Below are 23,587 nucleotides of genomic sequence, written 5' to 3' on the forward strand. Positions count from 1 at the left end.
CTTCAGTACAGGATCAGCCCGTGACCTCGATTTTCTGGTACGACTATGAAACCACCGGCATCAACCCGCGCAGCGATCGGCCCCTCCAGGTAGCCGGCATTCGCACGGACCTCGACCTCAATGAGATCGGCGCGCCGGTCAATCTTTATTGTCTGCCCAGCGACGATATCCTGCCTCACCCGGTGGCCTGCGCGATTACCGGTATCACCCCCGCGACACTCGCGGAAAAAGGCTTGGCCGAGGCCGATTTCATGACCCGTGTGCACGCTGAACTCGCCGCACCGGGGACTTGTGGCGCCGGTTACAACACTTTGCGTTTCGATGATGAGATGACACGCTACAGCCTGTATCGCAATTTTTTCGACCCTTATGCGCGTGAGTGGCAGGGCGGTAACAGTCGCTGGGATTTGATCGATGTGGTTCGCACCGCCTATGCGCTGCGCCCGGAAGGCATTGAATGGCCGCAGCAGGATGGACGCGTCACGCTCAAGTTGGAGCGCCTGACCGAAGCCAATGGTATCGACCATGGGCAGGCACACGACGCACTGTCCGACGTGCGCGCCACCATTGCCCTGGCGCGACTGGTGCGTGAGAAACAACCCAAGCTGTATGACTGGCTGTTTCAGTTGCGCAGTAAACAGCGGGTGATGGACCAGGTGCGCTTGCTGCAACCGATGGTGCATATCTCCGGGCGGTTTTCCGCCGAGCGTCATTACTTGGGGGTTGTGTTGCCGCTGGCGTGGCACCCGCGCAATCGCAACGCCTTGATCGTCTGCGACCTGGGGCTCGATCCGCAAGGGCTGCTGGACCTTGACGCGGATGCCTTGCGCCAGCGTCTTTACACACGTCGTGACGAATTGGTCGAGGGCGAACTGCCGGTACCGCTCAAATTGGTGCATATCAATCGCTGTCCCGTGGTTGCTCCCTTGAATGTGCTGCGGGCAGAAGACCGTGAACGTCTGCACTTGGACATGAACGTTTATCAGGAACGGGCGCTGCGACTAACTGACGCACAGGAACTTTGGCGCGATAAGTTAGCGGCCATTTACGCCGAAGAAGATTTCGCGGCGATTGCCGACCCGGAACAACAGCTGTACGACGGTTTTATCGGAGACCGTGATCGGCGTTTATGCGAACAGGTCCGGGCGGCTGAGCCCGCGCAATTAGCACGCCAGCAGTGGCCATTTGATGACCATCGTTTGCCCGAATTATTGTTTCGCTACCGTGCGCGTAACTTCCCCGATACGTTGAACGAAGAGGAGCAACAACGCTGGAAACTTTTCTGTCAGCAGCGTTTGTCGAACCCGGAGTGGGGGGCGCCGAATACCCTTGAGGCATTTAAGCAAGCCCGGCAGGAGTTTATTCTTAGTGCAACGCCGTTTCAGCAAGGGGTGCTCGAGCAGTGGCAGGAATATGCGGACTCTCTGGCCGTGCGGATGAATCTGTAGTCGTTTTTCGCAGAATAGGCAGGCAATAAAAAACGCCAGCAAGCTGGCGTTTTTTAATGTGTCGCTTATCAGGCGAGAGCCTGGCGAGGCTTAGCCCAGCAGGGTAGCCCAGCCTTCAACCACGTCACCGCCCCACTTGGCCTTCCACTCTTTCAGCGTTTTGTGGTTGCCGCCTTTGGTTTCAATCACTTCGCCGTTGTGCGGGTTTTTGTATTGTTTAACCTTGCGAGCACGCTTGGTGCCGGTAGTTTTCACAGCGCCGCGTGGTGCTTTAACTTTCGACTCTGGATCCAGCAGCGCAATGATGTCACGCAGGGATTTGGAGTATTCACCCATCAGGGTGCGCAATTTGCCTTCGAATTCCAGCTCGGTTTGCAGTTTGTCGTCTTGGGACAGGTTCTTCAAACGGGCTTGCAGCTCTTTGATAGCTTCTTCGGTGGCACGGTATTCGTTGATCAGAGACATGTGGACTACCTTATGTAGAGCGCTGATTGACAGGGATAGTGGCCCAATAATAGTCAGGCGGTTTCCCCAAGTAAACATTTAAGGTTGAATTTATGTGAATTACTTTGAATGTTTGTAGCCTGGCTATGCATTCGAGTTAATTACTAGGGCGTAGACCTAAAGATAATCTCCTTGAAATGCATGAAACAGCTTTAGGGTAACGTGATGGATTCATATAAAGGGGGTAAAACCATAGGCTATTAAGGGGCAAGGCTGCGGCCGGTGATCAGAATAAGCGTCAAGGAATACTGCAGTTTTGCTGCGCAATCGCTAGAATGGCGGCCTTTGCGAAGTTCTGGAGTTTCCCCCTAATGCGCACTTTTCGGCTGGTGATTGCTTGCCCGGACCGGGTTGGTATCGTTGCCAAAGTCAGTAACTTTCTGGCGTCCCACAACGGTTGGATCACCGAGGCGAGTCATCACTCGGACAATCTGAGCGGTTGGTTCTTCATGCGTCATGAGATCCGTGCCGATACGCTGCCCTTTGGCCTCGAAGCCTTCCGCGAGGCCTTTGCGCCGATCGCCGAAGAGTTTTCGATGAGCTGGCACATCACCGACACCGAGCAGAAAAAACGCGTGGTGTTGATGGCCAGCCGCGAATCCCACTGCCTGGCGGATTTGCTGCACCGCTGGCACAGCGACGAACTGGACTGTGAGATCGCTTGCGTGATCTCCAACCACGATGACCTGCGAAGCATGGTCGAGTGGCATGGCATCCCGTATTACCACGTGCCGGTCAACCCGCAGGACAAAGAGCCGGCGTTCGCCGAGGTCTCCCGCCTGGTCAAGCAGCATGAAGCCGACGTTGTAGTGCTCGCACGCTACATGCAAATCCTGCCGCCGGAGTTGTGCCGTGAATACGCTGGCAAAGTGATCAATATTCACCACAGCTTCTTGCCTTCATTCGTAGGTGCCAAGCCGTACCACCAGGCTTCCCTGCGTGGTGTGAAGTTGATCGGCGCAACTTGCCACTACGTCACTGAAGAGCTGGACGCCGGCCCGATCATCGAGCAGGACGTGGTGCGTGTCAGTCACAGCGACAGCATCGAAGACATGGTGCGTTTCGGTCGCGACGTCGAGAAGATGGTGCTGGCCCGTGGCCTGCGTTACCACCTGGAAGACCGCGTGCTGGTGCACGGCAACAAGACGGTGGTGTTCTAACCGACGCGTTGTGATTGAACAAAGAAGGGCCTGGGCGTTAAATCGTTCCAGGCCCTTTTTTTTGTGCGCCGTTGAGGATTGAGCTATGAGTGATCCGCTGGACAAAGCCACGTCAAAAGCCCCGGCAACATTGGGGGAAGGCTGCTTGAGTCGATTTGACCCGGATGACCTGGACAGTGAAGACGGCACCGATTTCCCCGGTGCCGCCCAATTGTGGGAGCGCGAGCAGGGCCGATCCAAGCCCGAGAGCGAGTGATTGCCCGCCAGGATCAGATCCGGAAACTGCCCACCAGTTGCTTCAGTCGCGCGGCTTGCTGCTCCAGGTCGGCACAGGCGCGTAGCGTGGAGTGCAGGTTTTCCACGCCTTCCTGGTTGAGGGTGTTGATCTCGGTGATGTCCATGTTGATCGACTCCACCACCGAGGTTTGTTCCTCCGTAGCGGTGGCGACGGACTGGTTCATACCATCGATCTCGCCGATGCGTTGGGTCACGCTGTTCAGGCGTTCGCCGGCCAGGTTGGCGATTTCCACGCTGTCGAGGCTGTGGCGCTGGCTTTCACTCATGGTGCTGACCGAATCCCGGGCGCCGACTTGCAGCTCCTCGATCATCTTTTGCACTTGTTGCGCCGACTCCTGAGTGCGATGCGCCAAGTTGCGCACTTCATCCGCGACCACTGCAAACCCGCGTCCGGCCTCACCCGCACGGGCCGCTTCAATTGCGGCGTTCAGTGCAAGCAGGTTGGTTTGCTGGGAAATACTGGTGATCACCTCGAGAATCTGCCCGATGTTCACCGTCTTGCTGTTGAGCGCTTCGATATTGCTGCTGGAAGCACTGATCATCGCTGACAGCTGGTTCATCGCCTTGATGTTGCGCTCCACTACGTGCTGGCCGTCTTCGGCCAGGTGGCGTGCGTCGCTGGCCTGATGGGAGGCTTGCGCGGCATTGCGCGCGATTTCCTGTGCGGCGGCGCCCAGCTCATTGATGGCGGCGGCAACGCTGTTGGTACGGTTGGCCTGCTCGTCGGAGTTGACCATCGACGAGTTGGACGCACTGACCACACGCAGTGCCACTTCGTTGACCTGTTCGGTGGCCGAGGACACTTCGCGGATCGACGTATGAATCCGCTCCACGAAGCGGTTGAAGGCGTTACCCAGCGTGCCGAATTCATCATGATTCTGGATTGTAAGGCGGCGCGTCAGGTCGCCCTCGCCGTCGGCGATGTCCTGCATGGCGCGGGTCATCACATGCAGCGGTTGCAGCAGGATGCGGATAAGCATGCCGAGCAGGGCGATGATGATGACCACGGCAATGATCGTGGCGATGACCGCTGAGGTGCGGAATTCGCTGAGCATGGCGAAGGACTTGTCTTTGTCTACTGCAATACCGAGGTACCAATTCACCGAGGGCAGGCCCTTGATCGGTGTGAAGGTCACGATGTTGTCCTTGCCGTTAGCCTCGACTTCGCTGAAATCGGCGCTGATCTTTGGGGTGTTTTTCGGGTACACGTCGGCCAGGGTCTTCATCACCAGGTTTTTGTCCGGGTGTACCAACACTTTGCCGTCAGCGCTGACCAGGAACGCGTAGCCCATGCCGCCGAAGTTCAGCGCGCCGATGTTATCCACCAGGGTTTGCAGGCTCAGGTCGCCGCCGACCACGCCGATGCTCTGGGTGCCCTGCGTGCTCGGAGTGGCAACGGAAATAATCAGCTTGCCGGTGGCGGCATCGATATAGGGTTCGGTCAGGGTTGAGCCGTTGCTGCTCTGGGCGCCGGTGTACCAAGGCCGTACACGCGGGTCGAAGCCGTCCGGCATCTTGGTATCAGGGCGGATGGTGAAGGCGCCCTTGCTGTCGCCGACGTAAGTTGCCATGAATGCAGACGTCAGGGATTTCTGTTCCAGCAGGCGGGCAACCGCGGAAGGCTCGGGGTTGATGGCAATGTTTTGCGCGGCGTTTTCCACCAGGGCAATGCGCCCGGTGAGCCAGGTTTGTATGTTGCTGGCGGTGACATCACCCATTTCATGCAAGTAGTTGTTGAGATCGTCGCGAATGGCGTTGCGTTGCAGGTAGTCGTTATAGAGGGTAAACAGCGCGAAAGCGGCGATGACGATAAGGGAGGCTGCAAGCAGGATTTTGTGGCTGAAGCGCAGATTTTTATTCATGGCTTGTAGGGTCCGCTAAGGTCTTAATATCCGAAGCGCGTCCTTATGGGAGGCGCAAAATGGCAGTGTCAAAAAAGGTGTGATACTTCTTGTGATAGCTCTGGGGGTCCCTGTAGGAACTATCTGACCTATTTTTAGACTTTGTGGGTCTCACATAAGCCTGTATCGACCTGGCGACATTAAAGATTAACCATGGGTGACGAAATGCCTGACTCCTCGCAACTGCTTATCGGGGCCGACCTCTCCGGCCAGCCTATTGCCCAGGCCATGCGCCTGGCCAACCGTCACGGGTTGATCGCCGGCGCGACCGGCACGGGCAAGACCGTCACGTTGCAGCGCCTGGCCGAAGCGTTCAGTGATGCTGGCGTTGCGGTGTTTGCTGCCGACATCAAGGGTGACTTGTGCGGGCTGGGAGCGGCTGCCAACCCACAGGGCAAGGTCGCCGAGCGTATCGCTGGCATGCCTTTCCTCAATTACACGGCCAAGGCTTATCCGGTCACGCTGTGGGATATCCACGGGCAGTCCGGTCATCCATTGCGCACCACCATCAGCGAAATGGGCCCACTGTTACTTGGCAGTTTGCTGGAACTCACCGACAGCCAGCAGTCAGCGCTTTACGCCGCCTTCAAGGTGGCGGATCGCGAAGGCTTGTTGCTGCTGGACCTCAAGGACCTCAAGGCGCTTCTCAACCACCTGCGCTACCACCCTGAGTTGCTGGGAGAAGACGCGGCGCTGATGACCACCGGCTCCAGCCAGGCGCTGTTGCGACGCCTGGCGGTGCTGGAGCAGCAGGGCGCCGAAGCCTTGTTTGGCGAGCCGGCCCTGCAGTTGGAAGACATCCTGCAGCCCACCCCCGATGGGCGCGGGCGCATCCACCTGCTGGACGCCAGCCGCCTGGTTCACGAGGCACCGAAGGTGTACGCGACCTTCCTGCTGTGGTTGTTGGCAGAGCTGTTCGAGCAACTGCCCGAACGCGGTGATGCCGACAAACCGCTGCTGGCACTGTTTTTTGACGAGGCGCATTTGCTGTTTGCCGACACGCCCAAAGCGTTGCAGGAGCGTCTGGAACAGGTGGTGCGGCTGATCCGTTCTAAAGGCGTTGGCGTTTATTTTGTAACCCAATCTCCCGGCGACCTGCCGGACAGCGTGCTGGCCCAGCTCGGCCTGCGCATCCAGCATGGCCTGCGGGCGTTCACCACCAAGGAACAGAAATCCCTGCGCGCCGTCGCGGACGGTTTCCGGCCAAACCCGGCGTTTGATGCCTTGTCGATCTTGACCGAACTGGGCACGGGTGAGGCTTTGGTGGGCACCTTGCAGGAAAAGGGCACGCCGGAAGTGGTCCAGCGCGTGCTGGTTGCACCGCCGCAATCGCGGATCGGGCCACTCAGCGACGCCGAGCGCGCGACATTGGTGGCCAGTTCACCGCTGCAGGGGCGTTATGACAAGCCGATTGACCGTGAATCCGCTTATGAAGTGCTGATGTCTCGCAAGGAGCTGGGGCCGACCGAGGAAACCAAGCCAGCCAGTGAAGAGCCGAGTTTCACCGACAAGGCCGGGGCTTTCCTGGGCACCACGGCGGGCAAGGCGCTGAAATCTGCGATGCAGCAGGCTGCCAATCAGATGGGGCGGCAATTGGTGCGCGGCTTGTTGGGGTCGCTGTTGGGCGGCAGCAAGCGCAAATAGCGAGTCAGGGCTTGGGCCTGGCGTGGGCGGCCAGCCTTTCAAGCGCCGCGCGCAAGCCTGGGTTGCTGATCCCGTCGGCCGTTGCCTGGATGGTTTCGGCCGCATTCGCCGAGAGGTCGTGGGTATGCTCCGCCACGCCAGGCAGGGTGGTGGGCGGTTGCACTTTGAACTGGATACGCGTCAAGCCGGCGAATTCATCGAAGACCATCAATTGACGCTGCAGGCGTTTTTGCTGGTAGCGCAAACGCGTGGCCCAATGGCCATCCGTGACAATCAGTAGCAGGTTGCCTTCACGCCAGGATGCCACGCGACAGTGTTCGCGTGCGGCCGGTTGCAACTGACTTTCGAGCAGGCGTTGCAGGAGGCCAATGCGTTGCGCATGACCAAAGATGGCTTTCAGCGGCTTGGCATCGCGAAGCAACACGCCGGGTGCGCGGGCTGTCAGGGGGCGAAATGCCATTATTGAGACACCTTAAGTAACAGAGCCGCCATCTTAGCAGAAAGCACCTGTACGCCCCCAGGTCGTGCCTCCACCGGGCTTCGTAGGTGAAATCAATAGGTAACTTCTGCGTTCCATGGGTTGAAGTTCCGGCAAAAGCCCTTATTTTAAACAAGCCCTCTCACAGCCCCATGCCAGCATCGGGGAACAACGCCACTTTCCTCACCCACGAATCCGGGTAGAATGCGCGTTCGCATGCGGCCGTGAGGGCTGCTCGGGCCACTGACGGTGCGCCCTCCATCCCTATGTGTGGAAGAACCTGCCGATATGTTTGCGCCTTTGTTAAAGAAACTTTTTGGAAGCAAGAATGAGCGCGAAGTCAAACGCATGCTCAAGACGGTGCAGCTGGTCAATGCCTTCGAAGAGCAGATGGTTGCCCTTTCGGACGAGCAATTGCGCGCCAAGACCCAAGAGTTCAAGGCCCGCATAGCCAAAGGTGAAACCCTCGACAAGCTGCTTCCCGAAGCCTTCGCGGTCGCCCGTGAAGCCGGTAAGCGTGTCATGGGCATGCGCCACTTCGACGTCCAGTTGATTGGCGGCATGACCTTGCACGAAGGCATGATTGCCGAAATGCGCACCGGTGAAGGCAAGACCCTGGTGGCAACCCTCGGTGTTTACCTCAACGCACTGTCCGGCAAGGGCGTGCACGTTGTGACGGTGAACGACTACCTGGCTCGCCGGGACGCCAACTGGATGCGCCCGCTGTATGAATTCCTCGGCCTGACCGTCGGCGTGGTAACGCCGTTCCAGCCGCCGGAAGAGAAGCGCGCCGCCTACGCTGCCGACATCACCTACGGCACCAACAACGAATTCGGTTTCGACTACCTGCGCGACAACATGGCGTTCAGCATGGAAGAAAAATTCCAGCGCGAACTCAACTTTGCCGTGATCGACGAAGTCGACTCCATCCTCATCGACGAAGCCCGTACCCCGCTGATCATCTCCGGCCAGGCCGAAGACAGCTCGCGCCTGTACACCGAGATCAACAAGTTGATCCCGCGCCTGGAGCAGCATATCGAGGAAGTGGAAGGCGTGGTGACCAAAGAAGGTCACTTCACCATCGACGAGAAGACCCGCCAGGTCGAGTTCAACGAAGCCGGTCACCAGTTCGTCGAAGAAATGCTGACCCAGATCGGGGAACTGGCCGAGGGTGAAAGCCTGTACTCGGCACACAACCTGGGCCTGTTGACCCACGTATATGCCGGCCTGCGCGCCCACAAGCTGTTCCACCGCAACGTCGAATACATCGTGCAGGACGGCCAGGTCGTGCTGGTCGACGAGCACACCGGCCGTACCATGCCGGGTCGCCGCCTGTCCGAAGGCCTGCATCAGGCCATCGAAGCCAAGGAGCACCTCAACATCCAGGCTGAAAGCCAGACGTTGGCGTCCACTACCTTCCAGAACTACTTCCGTCTGTACAACAAACTGTCCGGCATGACCGGTACGGCCGACACTGAAGCGTTCGAGTTCCACCAGATCTACAACCTGGCCGTGATGGTCATTCCGCCGAACAAGCCGTTGGCGCGTAAAGACTTCAACGACCTGGTGTTCCTGACGGCCGAAGAGAAATACGCGGCCATCATCAACGACATCAAGGACGGTATGGCCCAGGGTCGTCCGATCCTGGTGGGTACCGCCACCATCGAGACTTCCGAGCACGTGTCCAACCTGCTCAACAAGGAAGGCATCGAGCACAAGGTCCTCAACGCCAAGTTCCACGAAAAAGAAGCCGAGATCATCGCCCAGGCCGGTCGCCCAGGCGCACTGACCATCGCCACCAACATGGCCGGTCGTGGTACCGACATCCTGTTGGGCGGTAACTGGGAAGTGGAAGTGGCTTCCCTGGACAACCCGACACCCGAGCAGATCGCCCAGATCAAGGCCGATTGGCAGAAGCGTCACCAGGCCGTGCTGGAATCCGGTGGCCTGCAGGTGATCGCTTCCGAGCGTCATGAATCGCGCCGTATCGACAACCAGCTGCGTGGTCGTGCCGGCCGTCAGGGTGACGCCGGTTCCAGCCGCTTCTACCTGTCCCTGGAAGACAGCCTGATGCGCATCTTTGCCTCGGACCGCGTGAAGAACTTCATGAAGGCCCTGGGCATGCAGTCCGGTGAAGCGATCGAGCACCGCATGGTGACCAACGCCATCGAGAAAGCCCAGCGCAAGGTGGAAGGCCGCAACTTCGATATTCGTAAGCAACTGCTCGAGTTCGATGACGTCAACAACGAACAGCGTAAAGTGATCTATCACATGCGTAACACGTTGCTGGCCGCCGACAACATTGGCGAGACCATCGCTGACTTCCGTCAGGACGTACTCAACGCCACCGTCAGCGCACATATCCCGCCACAGTCCCTGCCAGAGCAGTGGGATGTTGCCGGCCTGGAAGCCGCGTTGAAGAGCGACTTCGGTGTCGACTTGCCGGTTCAGCAATGGCTCGACGAAGACGATCACCTGTACGAAGAAACCCTGCGTGAAAAACTGATGGCCGAATTGCTGGCCGCGTACAACGAGAAAGAAGAGCAGGCGAGTGCCGAGGCGCTGCGCACGTTCGAGAAGCAGATCGTTCTGCGCGTGCTGGACGACCTGTGGAAAGATCACCTGTCGACCATGGATCACCTGCGTCATGGTATCCACCTGCGTGGCTACGCCCAGAAGAACCCGAAGCAGGAGTACAAGCGCGAGTCGTTCACGCTGTTCTCCGAGCTGCTAGATTCGATCAAGCGCGACTCTATCCGCGTGCTGTCCCACGTTCAGGTGCGTCGCGAAGACCCGATCGAGGAAGAAGCTCGCCTGCGCCAGGAAGCCGAGGCACTGGCAGCGCGCATGCAGTTCCAGCACGACGAAGCGCCGGGCCTGGAAGCCCCTGAGGTATTGGGCGAAGAGGTCGATGTGGCCCTGGCTCAAACCCCGGTACGCAATGATCAGAAGCTGGGCCGTAACGAGCTGTGCTGGTGCGGTTCGGGCAAGAAGTTCAAACACTGCCACGGCGAAATCAACTAAGATTTTTGCCTGACGCTGCAACACCCTGCGCCGCGACCGGCCTCTGCCGTCGCGGCGTTTTGCCATTAATTTCACCGTCGATCACGACGGCACAGACATCACCTATTTTTAAGGAGCGCATTCATGGCTGTTGGTCTTGGTCCTTTGCCCACATTGCACCCGGTTGCCGGTTTTGAACTCGGTATCGCTTCGGCCGGCATCAAGCGCCCGGGGCGCAAGGATGTGGTGGTAATGCGCTGTGCCGAAGGCTCGACCGTCGCCGGTGTGTTCACCCTCAACGCGTTCTGCGCTGCGCCGGTGATCCTGGCCAAGCAACGCGTGGCCGGCACGATCCGCTACCTGCTGACCAACACCGGCAATGCCAACGCCGGCACTGGCGAGCCCGGCCTGGTGGCGGCCGCGCGCACCTGCGCCAAGCTGGCCCAGTTGACAGGCGTGGATGCCAGCCAAGTGCTGCCATACTCCACCGGCGTGATCGGTGAGCCGCTGCCTGTGGAAAAAATCGAAGGCGCCCTGCAAGCCGCGCTCGACGACCTGTCTGTGGATAACTGGGCGGCTGCGGCCACCGGCATCATGACCACTGACACCCTGCCAAAAGGCGCGAGCCGTCAGTTCGTACACGACGGCGTGACCGTCACCGTGACCGGTATCAGCAAGGGTGCGGGCATGATTCGCCCGAATATGGCGACCATGCTCGGTTACATTGCCACCGACGCCAAAGTCTCCCGCGACGTGCTGCACAGCCTGATCCTCGACGGCGCCAACAAGTCGTTCAACCGCATCACCATCGATGGCGACACCTCGACCAACGACTGCTGCATGCTGATCGCCACCGGCCAGGCCAACCTGCCGGAGATCACCGAGGCCAGCGGCCCGTTGTTCGCGGCGTTGAAGCAGGCGGTGTTCGAAGTGTGCATGGAAGTCGCCCAGGCCATCGTGCGTGACGGCGAGGGCGCCACCAAGTTTGTTACCGTTGAAGTGAATGGCGGCGGCAATCACCAGGAATGCCTGGACGTTGGCTACACCGTAGCGCATTCGCCGCTGATCAAGACGGCGCTGTTTGCGTCTGACCCGAACTGGGGCCGTATCCTGGCCGCTGTGGGCCGTGCCGGCGTGCCTGACCTCGACGTGAGCAAGATTGACGTGTTCCTCGGCGACGTGTGCATCGCCAGCCGTGGCGCCCGTGCCGAGACCTACACCGAAGCCCAAGGCTCGGCGGTGATGCAGCAGGAAGAAATCACCATTCGCATCGAGCTGGGTCGCGGCGCGTGCAGCGAAACCATCTGGACCACCGACCTGTCCCACGAATACGTGAAGATCAACGCGGAATACCGTACCTGATCGCCAAGAGGAAAAGCGCGGTGAAACGAGTTCATGTAGCAGCCGCGGTGATCCGCGGTGTCGACGGCAGGATCCTGTTGGCGCGCCGCGCCGATACCCAGCACCAGGGCGGCCTCTGGGAGTTTCCCGGTGGCAAGGTGGAGGCCGAGGAGTCGGTCGCTGGCGCGCTGTCTCGCGAATTGCAGGAAGAGCTGGGCATCCAGGTCACTGCCGCGCGACCGCTGATCAAGGTGCAGCATGATTACCCGGACAAACAGGTGTTGCTGGATGTCTGGGAAGTGTCGGCGTTTACCGGCGAGCCTCATGGTGCCGAGGGGCAGCCATTGGAATGGGTTGCCCCGCGGGATTTGCTCAACTATGAATTCCCGGCGGCCAACGCGCCGATTGTTGCCGCTGCGCGCTTGCCTGCTGAGTACCTGATCACCCCTGGCGAGCTGGAAACCCCGGTGTTACTGCGCGGTATCCAGAAAGCCATCGCTGGCGGCATCAAGCTGGTGCAACTGCGCGCGCCCAACGGCTACGACCCCAAATACCGAGACCTCGCGGTGGATGCGGTGGGCCTGTGCGCGGGCAAGGCGCAGTTGATGCTCAAGGGGCCGTTTGAATGGTTGGGGGATTTTCCTGCAGCCGGCTGGCACATGACGGCGGCGCAATTGCGTAAATACGCCAGCAAGGGCCGACCACTGCCAAAGGGCCGCTGGCTGGCGGCGTCGTGTCACAACGCAGAAGAGCTGGCCTTGGCGGAAATGATGGACGTGGATTTTGTCACGCTGTCGCCGGTGCAGCCGACCCAGACTCACCCCGATGCCCAGCCGTTGGGTTGGGAGCAGGCGGCGGAGTTGATCCGAGGGTTCAGCAAGCCGGTGTTTCTGTTGGGCGGGGTAGGGCCTGCCGAGAGGGAGCAGGCTTGGGAAGCCGGGGCTCAAGGTGTGGCGGGCATTCGCGCGTTCTGGCCGCAGGTTTGATGTTTCTGACGGGCCTCTTCGCGAGCAAGCCCGCTCCCACATTTGAATGCATTCCAGCGTTGGAATGCGGTCGAATGTGGGAGCGGGCTTGCTCGCGAAGGGGCCAGATCAATCACCCAAAAAACATCAGTGTGGCTTAGCGGCCGCCTGCCACAAAATCTCCGCAACCCCCTGGCGCTTGGCGATTATCCTGGCCGCCACAAACAGCAAATCCGACAGCCGATTGATATACGCCAAACCAACACCCTCCAGCGGCTCAATCGCATTCAACTGCTGACACCGCCGCTCCGCGCCGCGCGCCACGCTGCGGCACACGTGGGCCTGGGCGATCAATGCTGAACCACCGGGCAGGATGAAGTTCTCCAGCGGCCCGACCTCTTCATTCCAGCGATCAATCGCCGCTTCCAGACGATCCACCTCGGCCGCATTCAACGCCTTGTACTCCGGCATTGCCAACTCGCCGCCCAGATCGAACAACCGATGCTGGCAAGGCGTCAGCACCTCAATCACGTCCTGCAAGCCGGGATGCTGTCCGCCGAGTGCTTCGAGATAGGCCAATAGCAAGCCGAGCTGACTGTTCAGCGTATCGACTTCGCCAATCGCCTCCACCCGTGGATGATCCTTGGGCACACGACGGCCGTCACCGAGGCCGGTTTCGCCCTTGTCTCCGGTGCGGGTGTAGATCTTCGATAGGCGAAAGCCCATGGTCATTGCTCCAGTTGGGTGAGGTCGTAAGGCGGCAGTTGGCTGCCGGCCAGTGGCAGGCGCAAGGTGAAACACGTGCCTTGGCCCAGGGTGGAGTGCACTTCCATCTGGCCCTTGTGGTTGTTGGTGATGATGAAATACGACACGGACAGCCCGAGCCCGGTGCCCTGGCCGATTTCCTTGGTGGTGAAGAATGGCTCGAAGGTGCGTTTGCGCACGTTCTCGCTCATGCCGATGCCATTGTCCTCCACCTGTATTTCTGCCCACGGCGGGTTGAGGCGGGTGCGCAGGATGATGCGCCCAGGTTCGCTGTCATCTTCACGCAGGTGAATGGCCTGGGCGGCGTTTTTCAGTAGGTTGAGCAGGACCTGTTCCAGTTCGTTGGCGGTGCCGGGTACCGGGCCTAACTGTGGGTCGAACTGGCGGATGATCGCTTGGCCCTTGAAGTCAAAGCCGATGGTGAGGTCGAAGTCGTTACCGGCGATTTCCACCGCTTGGTCGATCAGCGCCGGTAAGTCACACGGTGCCATCTGCCGGTTGCTGCGACGACTGAAGCTGAGCATATGGGTGACGATCTTCGCCGCCCGCGCCCCGGCTTGCTGGATGCCATCGAGCAGTTGCGGCACTTCGCGGCTTTGCAGGTAGTGGTTGACCGTTTCCAACTCGATGCCGGCCTGCTCAGCGTGCTCCAGGTTCTTGGGCAGGTCGGGAGACAGGCGGCGGCGGATGTTCTGCACGTTATGCAGGATCGCCCCCAGCGGGTTGTTGATCTCGTGTGCCATGCCGGCGGCCAGGCCGCCCACCGACAGCATTTTCTCGGACTGCACCATCATCTCTTCCAGGGACAGTCGCTGGGTGATGTCATCGATACGGATCACAACGCCACGCCCGGCGCCACCCATCAATGGGTAGAAGGTCAGGGCGTAATGCTTGGGTTCTTCGTCCTTGAACCAGGTGACCCGCTCGATGCGCTCCACGGTGTGTTGCTCGACCGCTGCCCTGATCTGCGGCAAGTAGGGTTTGAGCGGCTGGAAGGCCAGGTAGATCGGCTGGTTCAGCGCTTCATCCAGGCGGGTACCGGAAAGCGCGCTGGCCTCCTGGTTCCACTGCGTCACGTAGAGCTGTTCATCCAGGGCGATCAGTGCCGAGGGCATCGAGTCGATGATGCTGTTCAGGTAATTCTGGAAGCCGGTGAGTTTTTTCTCGATCTTGCTGCGAACCTGGACTTCAAGTTCCAGCTTGCGGTTGGTGTGGCGCGTCTCTTCGGCCAGGCCTTGGGCTTGGTCGTAGGCCGCCTGGGAGTCGTCCCGTGCGCGCTTGAGTTGCTGCTCGCGGGCTTCGATGCGCGACAGCATGGTGTTGAAGGCTTCGGCCAGGCTGCCGATTTCATCGTGGTTGCCACGGCCGGCGCGCAGGGCGTAGTTCTCTTCGCGGGTGACCTGGCGCGACAACTCTTCGAGTTCGTGGATCGGCCGGGTGATCAGGCGTTTGATCTGGCGGGCGATGATCAACCACAGCAGCACGCTGAAAATCAGGATGCCCAGGCTGGCCGTCAGCGTGCCCGTGTAGAACGCCACCGGTAGCTCACTGCTGGCCACCAGCAGCAGGTGCCCGGACGCTTGGCCAGCACGGGGCAGGGTGATGATCTGGTTGCTGCGAAACTCGGTAACGCGCCACGCTTCGATATGCCGGTAGTTGTCGGGCAGGTGCAGGCGGTCGCCGTGTTGCATCTGCGCCAGGCGGTTGCCTTCACCGTCGTACAGGGCGGCGGCGCGCAAGGGGGAATAGCTGGTCAGCTCATTGAGCAGGGCGTCCGCCTTGGCGGGTGATTCGAGGGCTTCGGCGGCGAGCGCGGGGTTGGACACCAGGCGACCAATTGCCTGCAAGGCTTGGGGGGCCATGCTTTCCTGGGAGATCCAGTAGGCGGCGCTGATAAAGGTCAGGTTGGCCACCAACAATACGGTGGTCAACAGCACCAGCAGGGCGGCCAGCAGTTTCTGCCCGACCGGTAGGTTTTCAAGACGCTGGCGCAGCGGCATCAGGGTTTTCCCAGGTGATAGACAGGCGGGCAGGGTAGCGCGTGGCTCAGTCGCGGGGCAATCCGCGTGCAAGTAACTGCTCGACCAGGCGCACCTGCAACTGCTGCAAATGCGGCAGGTTCAGTTGGTGACGGGCGGCCGCCTGGCAAGCATAGCCCAATAGATAGCTGATTTCGGTGCGACGGCCGGCGGTCACGTCCTGGTACATGGAAGAGTAATTGGCGGCGGTGGCCTGGATCACCCGTTCTACTTCGTGTTGCAGGTCCAGCGCGGCAGCAGGCTGGCCGCAGCATTCCAGCAGTTCAGCCAGCTCTGCGCACAGGGTGGCGACTTCGCAGTGATGGGCCTGCAATTCGCCGTTACGACATTGATACAGCACGGTCAGCGGGTTGATGGCGCAATTGAGGGCCAGCTTGCGCCATAGCCGCGTAAGGATATCGGTACTCCAATCGTGGGGGATGCCAGCGGCGTGCAGGTCATCCAGCCACAGCGGCGGGGTAGGGTGGCTCGCGTCGCCCAGCCAGGTGTAGCCATGGCCGGCAAACACGACACGCCAGTCGCCATCGCGAAAGGCGCCTTCCGTGCTGGAGGCAAAGATGCAGCGAGCCTGGGGCAATTGCGCGGCGACCGCATCCTGGCTGCCAAGGCCGTTCTGCAGCAGGATCAGCTCGGCATCTGGAGCTAGCCGGTGTTGCAACTGTGCGACGGCGCCTTGAGCGTCGTAGGCTTTGCACGCCACCAACAGGCGATGAATCGGCCCAGGGCTGTCAGGTGTTTCGCCTGCCACGGGGTAAGTCTGCTCAATGCCTTGTTCCACCAGGGTCAGTCCCTTGCTCGCCTGATAACTGGCCAGGCGCGCCTTATCACGCAGGATCAACCTGACGGGCCTGCCCGCGCGCGCCAGGCGGGTGGCCCAGAGTGTGCCCAGGCTGCCGGCGCCGAGAATATGCCAGGTGGTCGACATCAGTTTGTGCTCCTTGGGGTCGCTCACAGTGAATGCGGCGAAAGAACCGCTATAATGCCTCGGCATTTTAGCTTGGGCGCGCTCCATCTCTACTGAGCCCGCCCCTTATATTGGAGAAATGACATGCCTTCGTTCGACGTGGTATCCGAACTGGACAAACACGAAGTCACCAACGCCGTCGAGAACGCCGTCAAGGAACTGGACCGTCGCTATGACTTGAAAGGCAAGGGCAGCTTCGAATTCAAGGAAAAAGAGCTGACCGTCAACCTGACCGCTGAAGCCGATTTCCAGCTGGAAGCGATGATCGAGATCCTCAAGCTGTCGCTGGTCAAGCGCAAGATCGACGCGCAGTGCCTTGAAATCAAGGACGCCTACGCTTCCGGCAAGCTGATGAAGCAAGAAGCCATCCTCAAGGAAGGCATCGATAAGGAGTTGGCGAAGAAAATCGTCGCCCACATCAAGGACGCCAAGCTGAAAGTCCAGGCCGCGATCCAGGGTGAGCAGGTTCGCGTCACTGGCAAGAAACGTGACGACCTGCAAGAGGCCATTGCGGCCCTGCGCGCCAAGACCTTCGATATGCCGCTGCAGTTCAACAACTTCCGCGACTGATGGCACATTGGGGAACCTGTCGGCGTTTTTGACGTCCCACGCCCCAGAACCTGCGCCGACTATTGAGCCCTACGGGGCTCAATTGCATTTATGGCCGCTCATTACGCCGAACATCCGGTTAACAGGAGAATGTAGATGGATTTGAACGCTGAAATGGATCACCTGATCAAGACCTCGGAATCGTGGTTGCCGATGATCATGGAATACGGGAGCCGGTTCTTGCTGGCTTTGGTCACCTTGGTCATCGGTTGGTGGCTGATTAACGTGTTGACCCACCGCGTGGGGCGCTTGCTGGCACTGCGCAATGCCGACATGGCGCTGCAACATTTCATCACCAGGCTGGCGAACGTCGCGCTCAAAATCATGCTGGTGGTCAACGTGGCCTCGATGATCGGCGTGGCAACCACCTCGTTCATTGCGGCGATCGGTGCCGCCACCCTGGCCATTGGCATGGCATTGCAAGGTAGCCTGGCGAACTTCGCCGGTGGCGTGCTGATTCTGTTGTTCCGCCCGTTCCGTATTGGTGACTGGATCGAAGCCCAAGGCACTTCGGGTACCGTCGATAGCATCCAGATCTTCCACACCGTGCTGCGTACCGGCGACAACAAGACTGTGATCGTGCCGAACGGCATCCTGTCCAACGGCCTTATCACCAACACCAACCGTCAGCCGACCCGCAAGGTGGTGTTTGATGTGGGTGTGGACTATGAGGCCGACCTGCAAAAAGCCCGTGACGTGTTGCTGGAACTGGCGAAAGACCCACGTGTATTGGCAGACCCTGCTGCTGTCGCGGTGGTTTCGACCTTGGGTGACAGTTCGATCACCGTGTCCCTGCGTTGCTGGACCAAGACGGCGGATTATTGGGACGTGGTGTTCATGTTGAACGAACTTGCACGTGACCGCTTGAAGGCGGCGGGGATTGATATTCCATTTCCGCAGCGGGTCATTCGCGTAATGCAAGAAACTGCTGCCAAGTAATGTGGGGTCGTACTCTTGAACTTGGCCGTTAGGTCAGGTTCAAGCTGCAAGCGCTAATCTCGTTAGTTAGCTTGCTAGTTATTCCGATGCTGAAACATTACAGCCATAAAAAAGCCGCTCCCTTGCTAAGCAAGGGAGCGGCTTTTTGTTTAAGGCCGAAGCCTTAAGTCATCGTTGTAATTAAAGCGTCAATTACAAGATGTTCAGCGGGTAGTTCGCGATCAGACGCAGTTCGTCGATCGAAGGCGAACCGTAGTACACACCATCGCCGGAGCGATAAGTGGCTTGACGCAGACGCAAGCTCAGGTTTTTCGCTGGGCCGCTCTGTACAACGTATTTGGCTTCGATGTCGCGTTCCCACTCTTTGCCGTTCGAGGTGGTGGCGGTGTTGGCGCCGCTACCGGTCACGTAACGAGTCATGAAGCTCAGGCCAGGAATGCCGAAGGTTGCCATGTTGATGTCGTAACGCGCCTGGTAGGACTTCTCGCCTTCGGCGTTGAAGTCGGAACGAGCGATGGAGTTGGCCAGGAACACAGTGCCGCCACCATCTACGCCGTAGCCGTAGTCGCCGTCACCGGTGACTTTCTGGGCTGCCAGGGTGAAGGTGTGTGCACCGATGGTGTACGCACCCTGCAAGCTGAACGCGCGGTTGTCGAGCTTGGTGCGTTCTGCGAACGGCAGGGCGCTGTCCTTGGAAGCGCGCTGCAGGCCTTCGCCCTCGCTTTTGGTGTCGTAGATGTTGAAGTCCAAGGCGAACGACTGGTCGTCGCTCAGCGCGTGCGTCCAGTTCAGGTTGCTGTAGTACTTACGGAAGTAATCTTCGGTTTTCGCGTAGTACAGGCTACCGGTGAACTCAGGAGTGAAAGAGTACACGCCGCCGACAAAGTCGGTTTTGGTCAGGCCCAGGCTGTCATGGTAGGTCTGGTTCTGCGCGATGCTGGAAGTGAAGTGACCGCCTTCCAGCTTCAGGCCCTTGATTTCGTTGCTGGTGATCGAGATACCTTGTGGCAGCTCTGGCAGCAAGCGGCTGTCGTCAGACGCGAATACAGGGGCTGTGGTGTACTGGTCACCGATTTTCAGGACAGTATCGGAGATACGGAATTTAACCGCGCCGCCGCCTTTGGAGTAGTCGTCTTGCGAGCGACCGTCGGAACCGGTTGGGAACAGACCCGTGCCAGCACGGCCCTTGCCGCTGTCGAGCTTGACGCCCAGCAGGCCGATCACGTCGACGCCGACGCCGATGGTGCCCTGGGTGAAGCCCGATTCGTACAGGGCGTTGAAGCCCAGGCCGGTCTCTTCTGCACGGCTCTGGGAGTCTGGGCCCGACGGGTTGTTGCGGAAGTCGCGGCTGAAGTACAGAGCGCGAGTGTTGATGCTGAAAGTGCTGCCTTCAACAAAGCCCTTGGAATCGTCCTGAGAGGACGCCATTGCGAACTGCGTAGTGCCTGCTGAAACAGCCAGGGCGATCATGCTCCACTTCATCACGCGCATCGTGATTTGCTCCTTTGGTTTTAGGAAGAGTACTGCCGTCCCACCTGTATTTTTGTCTGGGCGGCTCTTTCTTTTTTGTGTCGGCGCAAAGTTATATCACGCTGACAATATTGGCGATACTTGCCCAACTTTCCTTTCAGCTTCTTTACGAGCTTGTCGTAGATTGCTATATCCATGTCGCAAATTCACAGCCCCACTGTAACGAGGCTGACAACTTCAATACTGTTTCTAAACCGTTAAAAGAACGCAAAAAACGTTACTTTCGAAGTTTGAAATCATCCTTGGCGCGCATTGAACCGCTGCTGTTTTTCATCGCGAAACACCCGCGTCCCTACCGGTGCCGTTGCCGACGATAAAGGGATGAATGCAGCAAGCGTGCCCAAACTGGAATTCGAATGTCATTTTTTCGTGAAAAACGTCGTGGCTTCGTGAAAACCGCATAAGCACGGGGTTTTTACGCCGATTGGTTTGGCCTTGACGCACGCTTCCTTTCCTTGGTGTGGGGTGCATAAATCCCGAACCTGGGTAAAACGTTACCGGTTCACCCCGCCCAGTGGGTAATCGGCGGATCTCTTTGAGGCATAAATGGGTCATTTTGGTGCAGGCCCCCGATGACGCTCGACTGCAGTGATGGCTCAATGCCTTGGCTCGTGAAGCCTCTGTGTCGCGGGTCTCGTCGTAATCGTTTGCTCAGTGTTCATTTATTCACGGCTGGATTGGTCATTGAGCGAAGTCGAATTATTCGTTTGTCTCTAAATGGTGCGCTTTTTTTCATCGCACTTTGAGCGGGCGCGCAGGGGCTGGCGTGAAGCGTGCGCGATTCGCAGGTATGCTGGTGGCCTTGAACCTGACCTGCCGAACGGAGTGCCTGCGGTGTTCGCTTTAGATCAACGCCTTCAACAAGATACGCTGACCCTGGGGGACTTCCCCCTGTGCCGACTTCTGCTGTCCAATGACTCGAACTACCCCTGGTTCGTCCTGGTGCCGCGTATCAACGGTATCAGCGAAGTGTTTCAACTGGATGTCGCCGATCAGCAACAGTTGTGGCAAGAGACAACGGCCCTGGCGCAGGTGCTGAATGAGGGCCTGGCGGCGGACAAGATGAACATCGGCGCGCTGGGCAATGTGGTCAGCCAGTTGCACGTGCATGTGATCGTGCGCAAGCGCGACGATGCCGCCTGGCCGGCGCCGGTATGGGGCAAGCATCCGGCGCAGCCTTACACCGATGCGCAAGTGGCAGCCATCCGCGCCCGTCTGCGCGAGCTGTTGCCTGCTGACTTTGTCTTTACCCAGGGTTGAATCATGGATCTGCAAGACCGCGTCACTGACCTGGAGAGCCGCCTGGCCTTCCAGGACGACACCATCGAAACCCTCAACGATATCCTCGTCACCCAGCAACGGGCCGTCGAGCGCCTGCAATTGCAGATGACCGCACTGCTAAAGCGCCAGGAAGAAATGGGCGGCCAATTTGAAACGTCCGAAGAAGAAGCGCCGCCGCCTCACTATTGAGAGCGGCTAATGGCTGCGCATAAAAAAACCGCGAACCAGCCAGGCTGGTTCGCGGTTTTTTTTGCTGCGAGCGCGGGTATCAGCGACGCGGCAGTGCAGCAATCACGTCTTCGGCCTGCAGGCCTTTGTCGCGATTCATGACGGAGAACTCCACGCGCTGGCCTTCCACCAGTACGCGATGGCCTTCGCCGCGGATGGCCCGGAAATGGACGAAGATATCGTCGCCCGAATCACGGGAAATAAAGCCGAAGCCTTTGGACGTGTTGAACCACTTGACGGTTCCGGTATCCCGATTGGTCATGTCGTAGGTTTGCGACGAGGCCGCAGGGGACGAACGGTAGAAGCTGATGGCCAGGTGAAGAACGATGGCGACCACAGCAATCACCAGGCTGAGCAGGATGGCCGGGTGGCCGCCGACTTCAGGCATGGGTGCCAGGAGGGTGAGGGTTTGTACGACAACGGTCAGTACCAACAGCGCGCTGACCAGGTTTTGCAGTTGATGACGTGTGCCTTTGTTCCAGTAAGGGATCACCGGTGCCAGCGTCAGGTTAAGAAGGCCGAACAAGGCCAGGTACAGAGCGTCGTGTTGTTCCAGGTAGGGAGGACTTCCCTGTTGCAAGCTCGGTATAAAGGACAGCAGCAAAGCTGCAACGCCCGTTAGCAGGTGGACGATTTTCAACATTTTGATTAACTCACGTTAAGACGGATCACAAGGAAGAGCTGACTGGCACGGTTCGCTTCTGAACAATGGGAGGCGTTGGGCACGTGCGCGAGGTATCAGCCTATGCCGCTGCCGCAGAAAGTAACGGCGACGACACGCCGCCTATTTAACAGCAAAGGCTGTGCCTACTCAAATCAAGCATTTCGGGGTGTTGCAAGGGGCATGGCATTTCTGCGTCAAACGCTTGTCCTAGACACGTGCAGGTGATTCAGGCGGGGTTGCAAGGATATTTCCTACTCGGGCCAAAGGCTTCGGCCACACCGTTTGACCGGCCACGCCGGGGCGAATTGCCGCGCCGGGCTGCGCATCGCTGGCACTCTTGCTAGAGTGGTCCTGCACCTGATCAATGAATGCTTGTCAATTGAAGGGGATAAACATGGCAATCGATATCGGTATCAGTGAAGAAGATCGTAAATCCATCGTCGACGGGCTTTCACGGCTGCTTTCCGATACCTATGTTCTGTATCTGAAGACCCACAATTTCCATTGGAACGTCACGGGCCCCATGTTCCGCACGCTGCACTTGATGTTTGAGGAGCAGTACAACGAGCTGGCGCTGGCCGTCGACTCCATTGCCGAGCGTATCCGTGCCCTGGGCTTCCCCGCGCCGGGTGCCTACTCCATCTACGCCCGACTTTCGTCCATCAAGGAAGAGGAAGGCGTACCCAGCGCAGAAGAGATGATCAAGCAGTTGGTCGCCGGCCAGGAGGCGGTCACTCGCACTGCGCGCGGCATCTTCCCGCTGCTCGACAAGGTCAGCGATGAGCCGACCGCCGACCTGCTGACCCAGCGCATGCAGGTTCACGAGAAAACCGCGTGGATGCTGCGCTCGCTGCTCGAAAATCAGTAAACGCCGACCCTGAGTGGCGCCGTCCTGGCGCCGCTCGCTTGTTTCCGCGCATTTCCTGGCGTTGTCCTACGTTTATCAACGCCGCGTCTTCTGGTTGCCTGCCTCTGCTTGCTGTTTTATAGGGCGACTGCCCAATGGAACAACCCATGGGCTGCTGTTTGGCAATGGAGTGTCAGGTATATGTCACGCGGAAAGGGTAAAGGAGTGATGGAAACCCGTGGTTTCCATAAGAAAAAGATCGACCCCTTTGAAAAAGAGTTCGATATGGGATTGTCCAAGCCATTGTCCCGGTCAGTGAGGCTCAACGGGTTTTCCACTTGCCTGCGGCTGGAGCAGATCTATTGGAATATCCTCACGGATATAGCCAGGATCAATGCCTGTTCAGTCAGTGCGTTGCTGTCTGACGTCGATCGGGAAGTGCACCTGCGTCATGGCGGTGTGACGAACTTCAGTGGGTTGGTCAGGGTGGTGTGTGTGGCTCATGCCTTGAAAGGGTGAGTTGAACCTACCTGTTTACCGGTGTAGTCCCTGGTGGTCTAGCCACCGGGCTTCGGGGCCGGCCCTCCTTCATGGAGGGCAAGGCTCCGGGGCGAAAGCCGGCTGCGCTGCCTCGATTTACCAGATATAATCCCGCGCTTTGCTGCGCATGCCACCCACCCGTAGGCCAGGCGTGGCGCAGTAACGATCTGATTGCCGAGACATCTCCATGCCCATGTACGACTATCAATGTGCTTCCTGTGGTCATCAGTTGGAAGCCATTCAGAAGATCAGCGCCGCGCCGCTGGTCGATTGCCCAGCCTGCCAGGCGCCGGAGCTCAAGAAGATGTTGTCCATGCCAGGCTTCCGCCTGAGCGGCAGCGGCTGGTACGAGACCGACTTCAAGACCGGCTCGAAGAAGAACCTGGCGGGCGGCGACAAAGCAGACTGAGTTGAACTCTACGCGCAGGCTCCTGCATTAT

The 23,587-nt window shown here is 59.0% G+C and carries 22 protein-coding genes and 1 pseudogene; 14 read left to right on the top strand and 9 right to left on the bottom strand.

The features are described 5' to 3' along the window. Window positions 1-20 precede the first annotated feature (20 nt). Entirely contained in the window at window positions 21-1,448 is a 1,428-nt protein-coding gene (gene sbcB / locus AC0IYN_RS16595) for an exodeoxyribonuclease I (protein ID WP_457239267.1), read from the top strand. Between the two features lie 90 nt (window positions 1,449-1,538). Here the strand turns inward: sbcB and mvaT are convergent, their stop codons facing one another. Further along, entirely contained in the window at window positions 1,539-1,913 is a 375-nt protein-coding gene (gene mvaT, locus AC0IYN_RS16600) for a histone-like nucleoid-structuring protein MvaT (RefSeq protein WP_005790963.1), read from the bottom strand. A 350-nt stretch (window positions 1,914-2,263) separates the two neighbouring features. Between mvaT and purU the strand changes: the two genes are divergently transcribed. Together purU and AC0IYN_RS16610 are read left to right on the top strand one after the other, a co-directional pair. Next, window positions 2,264-3,112, top strand: coding sequence for a formyltetrahydrofolate deformylase (purU, locus tag AC0IYN_RS16605; RefSeq protein ID WP_078050022.1), 849 nt, complete (start codon window positions 2,264-2,266; stop codon window positions 3,110-3,112). Between the two features lie 85 nt (window positions 3,113-3,197). Beyond that, on the top strand, window positions 3,198-3,368 hold the full coding sequence (locus AC0IYN_RS16610; protein WP_406598837.1) for a hypothetical protein: 171 nt from the start codon (window positions 3,198-3,200) through the stop codon (window positions 3,366-3,368). 13 nt (window positions 3,369-3,381) lie between these two features. Here AC0IYN_RS16610 and AC0IYN_RS16615 read toward each other — a convergent pair whose 3' ends face one another. Further along, window positions 3,382-4,146 carry a methyl-accepting chemotaxis protein gene (locus tag AC0IYN_RS16615; RefSeq protein WP_457267539.1) on the bottom strand — a complete coding sequence of 255 codons (765 nt, stop codon included), beginning with the start codon at window positions 4,144-4,146 and terminating at the stop codon, window positions 3,382-3,384. 93 nt (window positions 4,147-4,239) lie between these two features. Next, window positions 4,240-5,271 (bottom strand): annotated as a pseudogene (locus AC0IYN_RS16620) (HAMP domain-containing protein); the annotation flags it as partial. A gap of 204 nt (window positions 5,272-5,475) precedes the next feature. On the opposite strand from AC0IYN_RS16620, the gene AC0IYN_RS16625 reads away from it, so the two are divergent. Then, window positions 5,476-6,954 carry a helicase HerA-like domain-containing protein gene (locus tag AC0IYN_RS16625; protein ID WP_406598836.1) on the top strand — a complete coding sequence of 493 codons (1,479 nt, stop codon included), beginning with the start codon at window positions 5,476-5,478 and terminating at the stop codon, window positions 6,952-6,954. Between the two features lie 4 nt (window positions 6,955-6,958). Here the strand turns inward: AC0IYN_RS16625 and AC0IYN_RS16630 are convergent, their stop codons facing one another. After that, a complete protein-coding gene (locus AC0IYN_RS16630; RefSeq protein WP_471842339.1) occupies window positions 6,959-7,414 on the bottom strand; it encodes a DUF721 domain-containing protein in 456 nt (151 codons plus the stop codon). A gap of 306 nt (window positions 7,415-7,720) precedes the next feature. On the opposite strand from AC0IYN_RS16630, the gene secA reads away from it, so the two are divergent. The 3 genes from secA (at window position 7,721) to AC0IYN_RS16645 (ending at window position 12,762) form a co-directional block, all read left to right on the top strand. Continuing rightward, window positions 7,721-10,456 carry a preprotein translocase subunit SecA gene (secA, locus tag AC0IYN_RS16635; RefSeq protein WP_406598834.1) on the top strand — a complete coding sequence of 912 codons (2,736 nt, stop codon included), beginning with the start codon at window positions 7,721-7,723 and terminating at the stop codon, window positions 10,454-10,456. Window positions 10,457-10,579: 123 nt separating this feature from the next. After that, on the top strand, window positions 10,580-11,797 hold the full coding sequence (argJ, locus tag AC0IYN_RS16640; protein WP_122685517.1) for a bifunctional glutamate N-acetyltransferase/amino-acid acetyltransferase ArgJ: 1,218 nt from the start codon (window positions 10,580-10,582) through the stop codon (window positions 11,795-11,797). 20 nt (window positions 11,798-11,817) lie between these two features. After that, window positions 11,818-12,762 (top strand): Nudix family hydrolase, encoded by a 945-nt coding sequence (locus AC0IYN_RS16645; RefSeq protein WP_471842340.1) that lies wholly within the window; start codon window positions 11,818-11,820, stop codon window positions 12,760-12,762. A gap of 126 nt (window positions 12,763-12,888) precedes the next feature. On the opposite strand, the gene AC0IYN_RS16650 is transcribed toward AC0IYN_RS16645, so the two are convergent. Genes AC0IYN_RS16650 through AC0IYN_RS16660 form a run of 3 tightly spaced genes read right to left on the bottom strand, consistent with a single transcriptional unit; the run spans window position 12,889 to window position 16,470 of the window. Next, a complete protein-coding gene (locus tag AC0IYN_RS16650) occupies window positions 12,889-13,467 on the bottom strand; it encodes a cob(I)yrinic acid a,c-diamide adenosyltransferase (protein WP_457267598.1) in 579 nt (192 codons plus the stop codon). A 2-nt stretch (window positions 13,468-13,469) separates the two neighbouring features. Beyond that, window positions 13,470-15,506 (bottom strand): sensor histidine kinase, encoded by a 2,037-nt coding sequence (locus AC0IYN_RS16655; protein WP_406598831.1) that lies wholly within the window; start codon window positions 15,504-15,506, stop codon window positions 13,470-13,472. A gap of 46 nt (window positions 15,507-15,552) precedes the next feature. Beyond that, on the bottom strand, window positions 15,553-16,470 hold the full coding sequence (locus tag AC0IYN_RS16660) for a putative 2-dehydropantoate 2-reductase (RefSeq protein ID WP_471842341.1): 918 nt from the start codon (window positions 16,468-16,470) through the stop codon (window positions 15,553-15,555). A gap of 123 nt (window positions 16,471-16,593) precedes the next feature. Between AC0IYN_RS16660 and AC0IYN_RS16665 the strand changes: the two genes are divergently transcribed. Together AC0IYN_RS16665 and AC0IYN_RS16670 are read left to right on the top strand one after the other, a co-directional pair. Then, window positions 16,594-17,079 carry a YajQ family cyclic di-GMP-binding protein gene (locus AC0IYN_RS16665; protein WP_010208088.1) on the top strand — a complete coding sequence of 162 codons (486 nt, stop codon included), beginning with the start codon at window positions 16,594-16,596 and terminating at the stop codon, window positions 17,077-17,079. Window positions 17,080-17,214: 135 nt separating this feature from the next. After that, the gene (locus AC0IYN_RS16670) at window positions 17,215-18,057 is read left to right on the top strand and encodes a mechanosensitive ion channel family protein (RefSeq protein WP_100492222.1); all 843 of its coding nucleotides are present in this window, start codon (window positions 17,215-17,217) and stop codon (window positions 18,055-18,057) included. A gap of 192 nt (window positions 18,058-18,249) precedes the next feature. On the opposite strand, the gene AC0IYN_RS16675 is transcribed toward AC0IYN_RS16670, so the two are convergent. Further along, window positions 18,250-19,548 carry an OprD family porin gene (locus AC0IYN_RS16675; RefSeq protein ID WP_406598829.1) on the bottom strand — a complete coding sequence of 433 codons (1,299 nt, stop codon included), beginning with the start codon at window positions 19,546-19,548 and terminating at the stop codon, window positions 18,250-18,252. 873 nt (window positions 19,549-20,421) lie between these two features. Here AC0IYN_RS16675 and AC0IYN_RS16680 point away from each other — a divergent pair. Both AC0IYN_RS16680 and AC0IYN_RS16685 read left to right on the top strand, forming a co-directional pair. Further along, window positions 20,422-20,847 (top strand): HIT domain-containing protein, encoded by a 426-nt coding sequence (locus AC0IYN_RS16680; protein ID WP_406598828.1) that lies wholly within the window; start codon window positions 20,422-20,424, stop codon window positions 20,845-20,847. A gap of 3 nt (window positions 20,848-20,850) precedes the next feature. Next, window positions 20,851-21,057, top strand: coding sequence for a SlyX family protein (locus tag AC0IYN_RS16685; RefSeq protein WP_015885618.1), 207 nt, complete (start codon window positions 20,851-20,853; stop codon window positions 21,055-21,057). Window positions 21,058-21,136: 79 nt separating this feature from the next. Here the strand turns inward: AC0IYN_RS16685 and AC0IYN_RS16690 are convergent, their stop codons facing one another. Further along, window positions 21,137-21,739 carry a cold-shock protein gene (locus AC0IYN_RS16690; protein WP_025854767.1) on the bottom strand — a complete coding sequence of 201 codons (603 nt, stop codon included), beginning with the start codon at window positions 21,737-21,739 and terminating at the stop codon, window positions 21,137-21,139. Between the two features lie 415 nt (window positions 21,740-22,154). Here AC0IYN_RS16690 and AC0IYN_RS16695 point away from each other — a divergent pair, with 415 nt between their 5' ends. The 3 genes from AC0IYN_RS16695 (at window position 22,155) to AC0IYN_RS16705 (ending at window position 23,556) form a co-directional block, all read left to right on the top strand. Then, a complete protein-coding gene (locus AC0IYN_RS16695) occupies window positions 22,155-22,628 on the top strand; it encodes a Dps family protein (protein ID WP_003193874.1) in 474 nt (157 codons plus the stop codon). Between the two features lie 180 nt (window positions 22,629-22,808). Further along, window positions 22,809-23,126 (top strand): ribbon-helix-helix domain-containing protein, encoded by a 318-nt coding sequence (locus tag AC0IYN_RS16700; protein ID WP_406598827.1) that lies wholly within the window; start codon window positions 22,809-22,811, stop codon window positions 23,124-23,126. 208 nt (window positions 23,127-23,334) lie between these two features. Next, window positions 23,335-23,556 (top strand): FmdB family zinc ribbon protein, encoded by a 222-nt coding sequence (locus AC0IYN_RS16705; protein ID WP_010208103.1) that lies wholly within the window; start codon window positions 23,335-23,337, stop codon window positions 23,554-23,556. Window positions 23,557-23,587 lie beyond the last annotated feature (31 nt).

The sequence above is a fragment of the Pseudomonas sp. AC112 genome, from assembly GCF_979253545.1.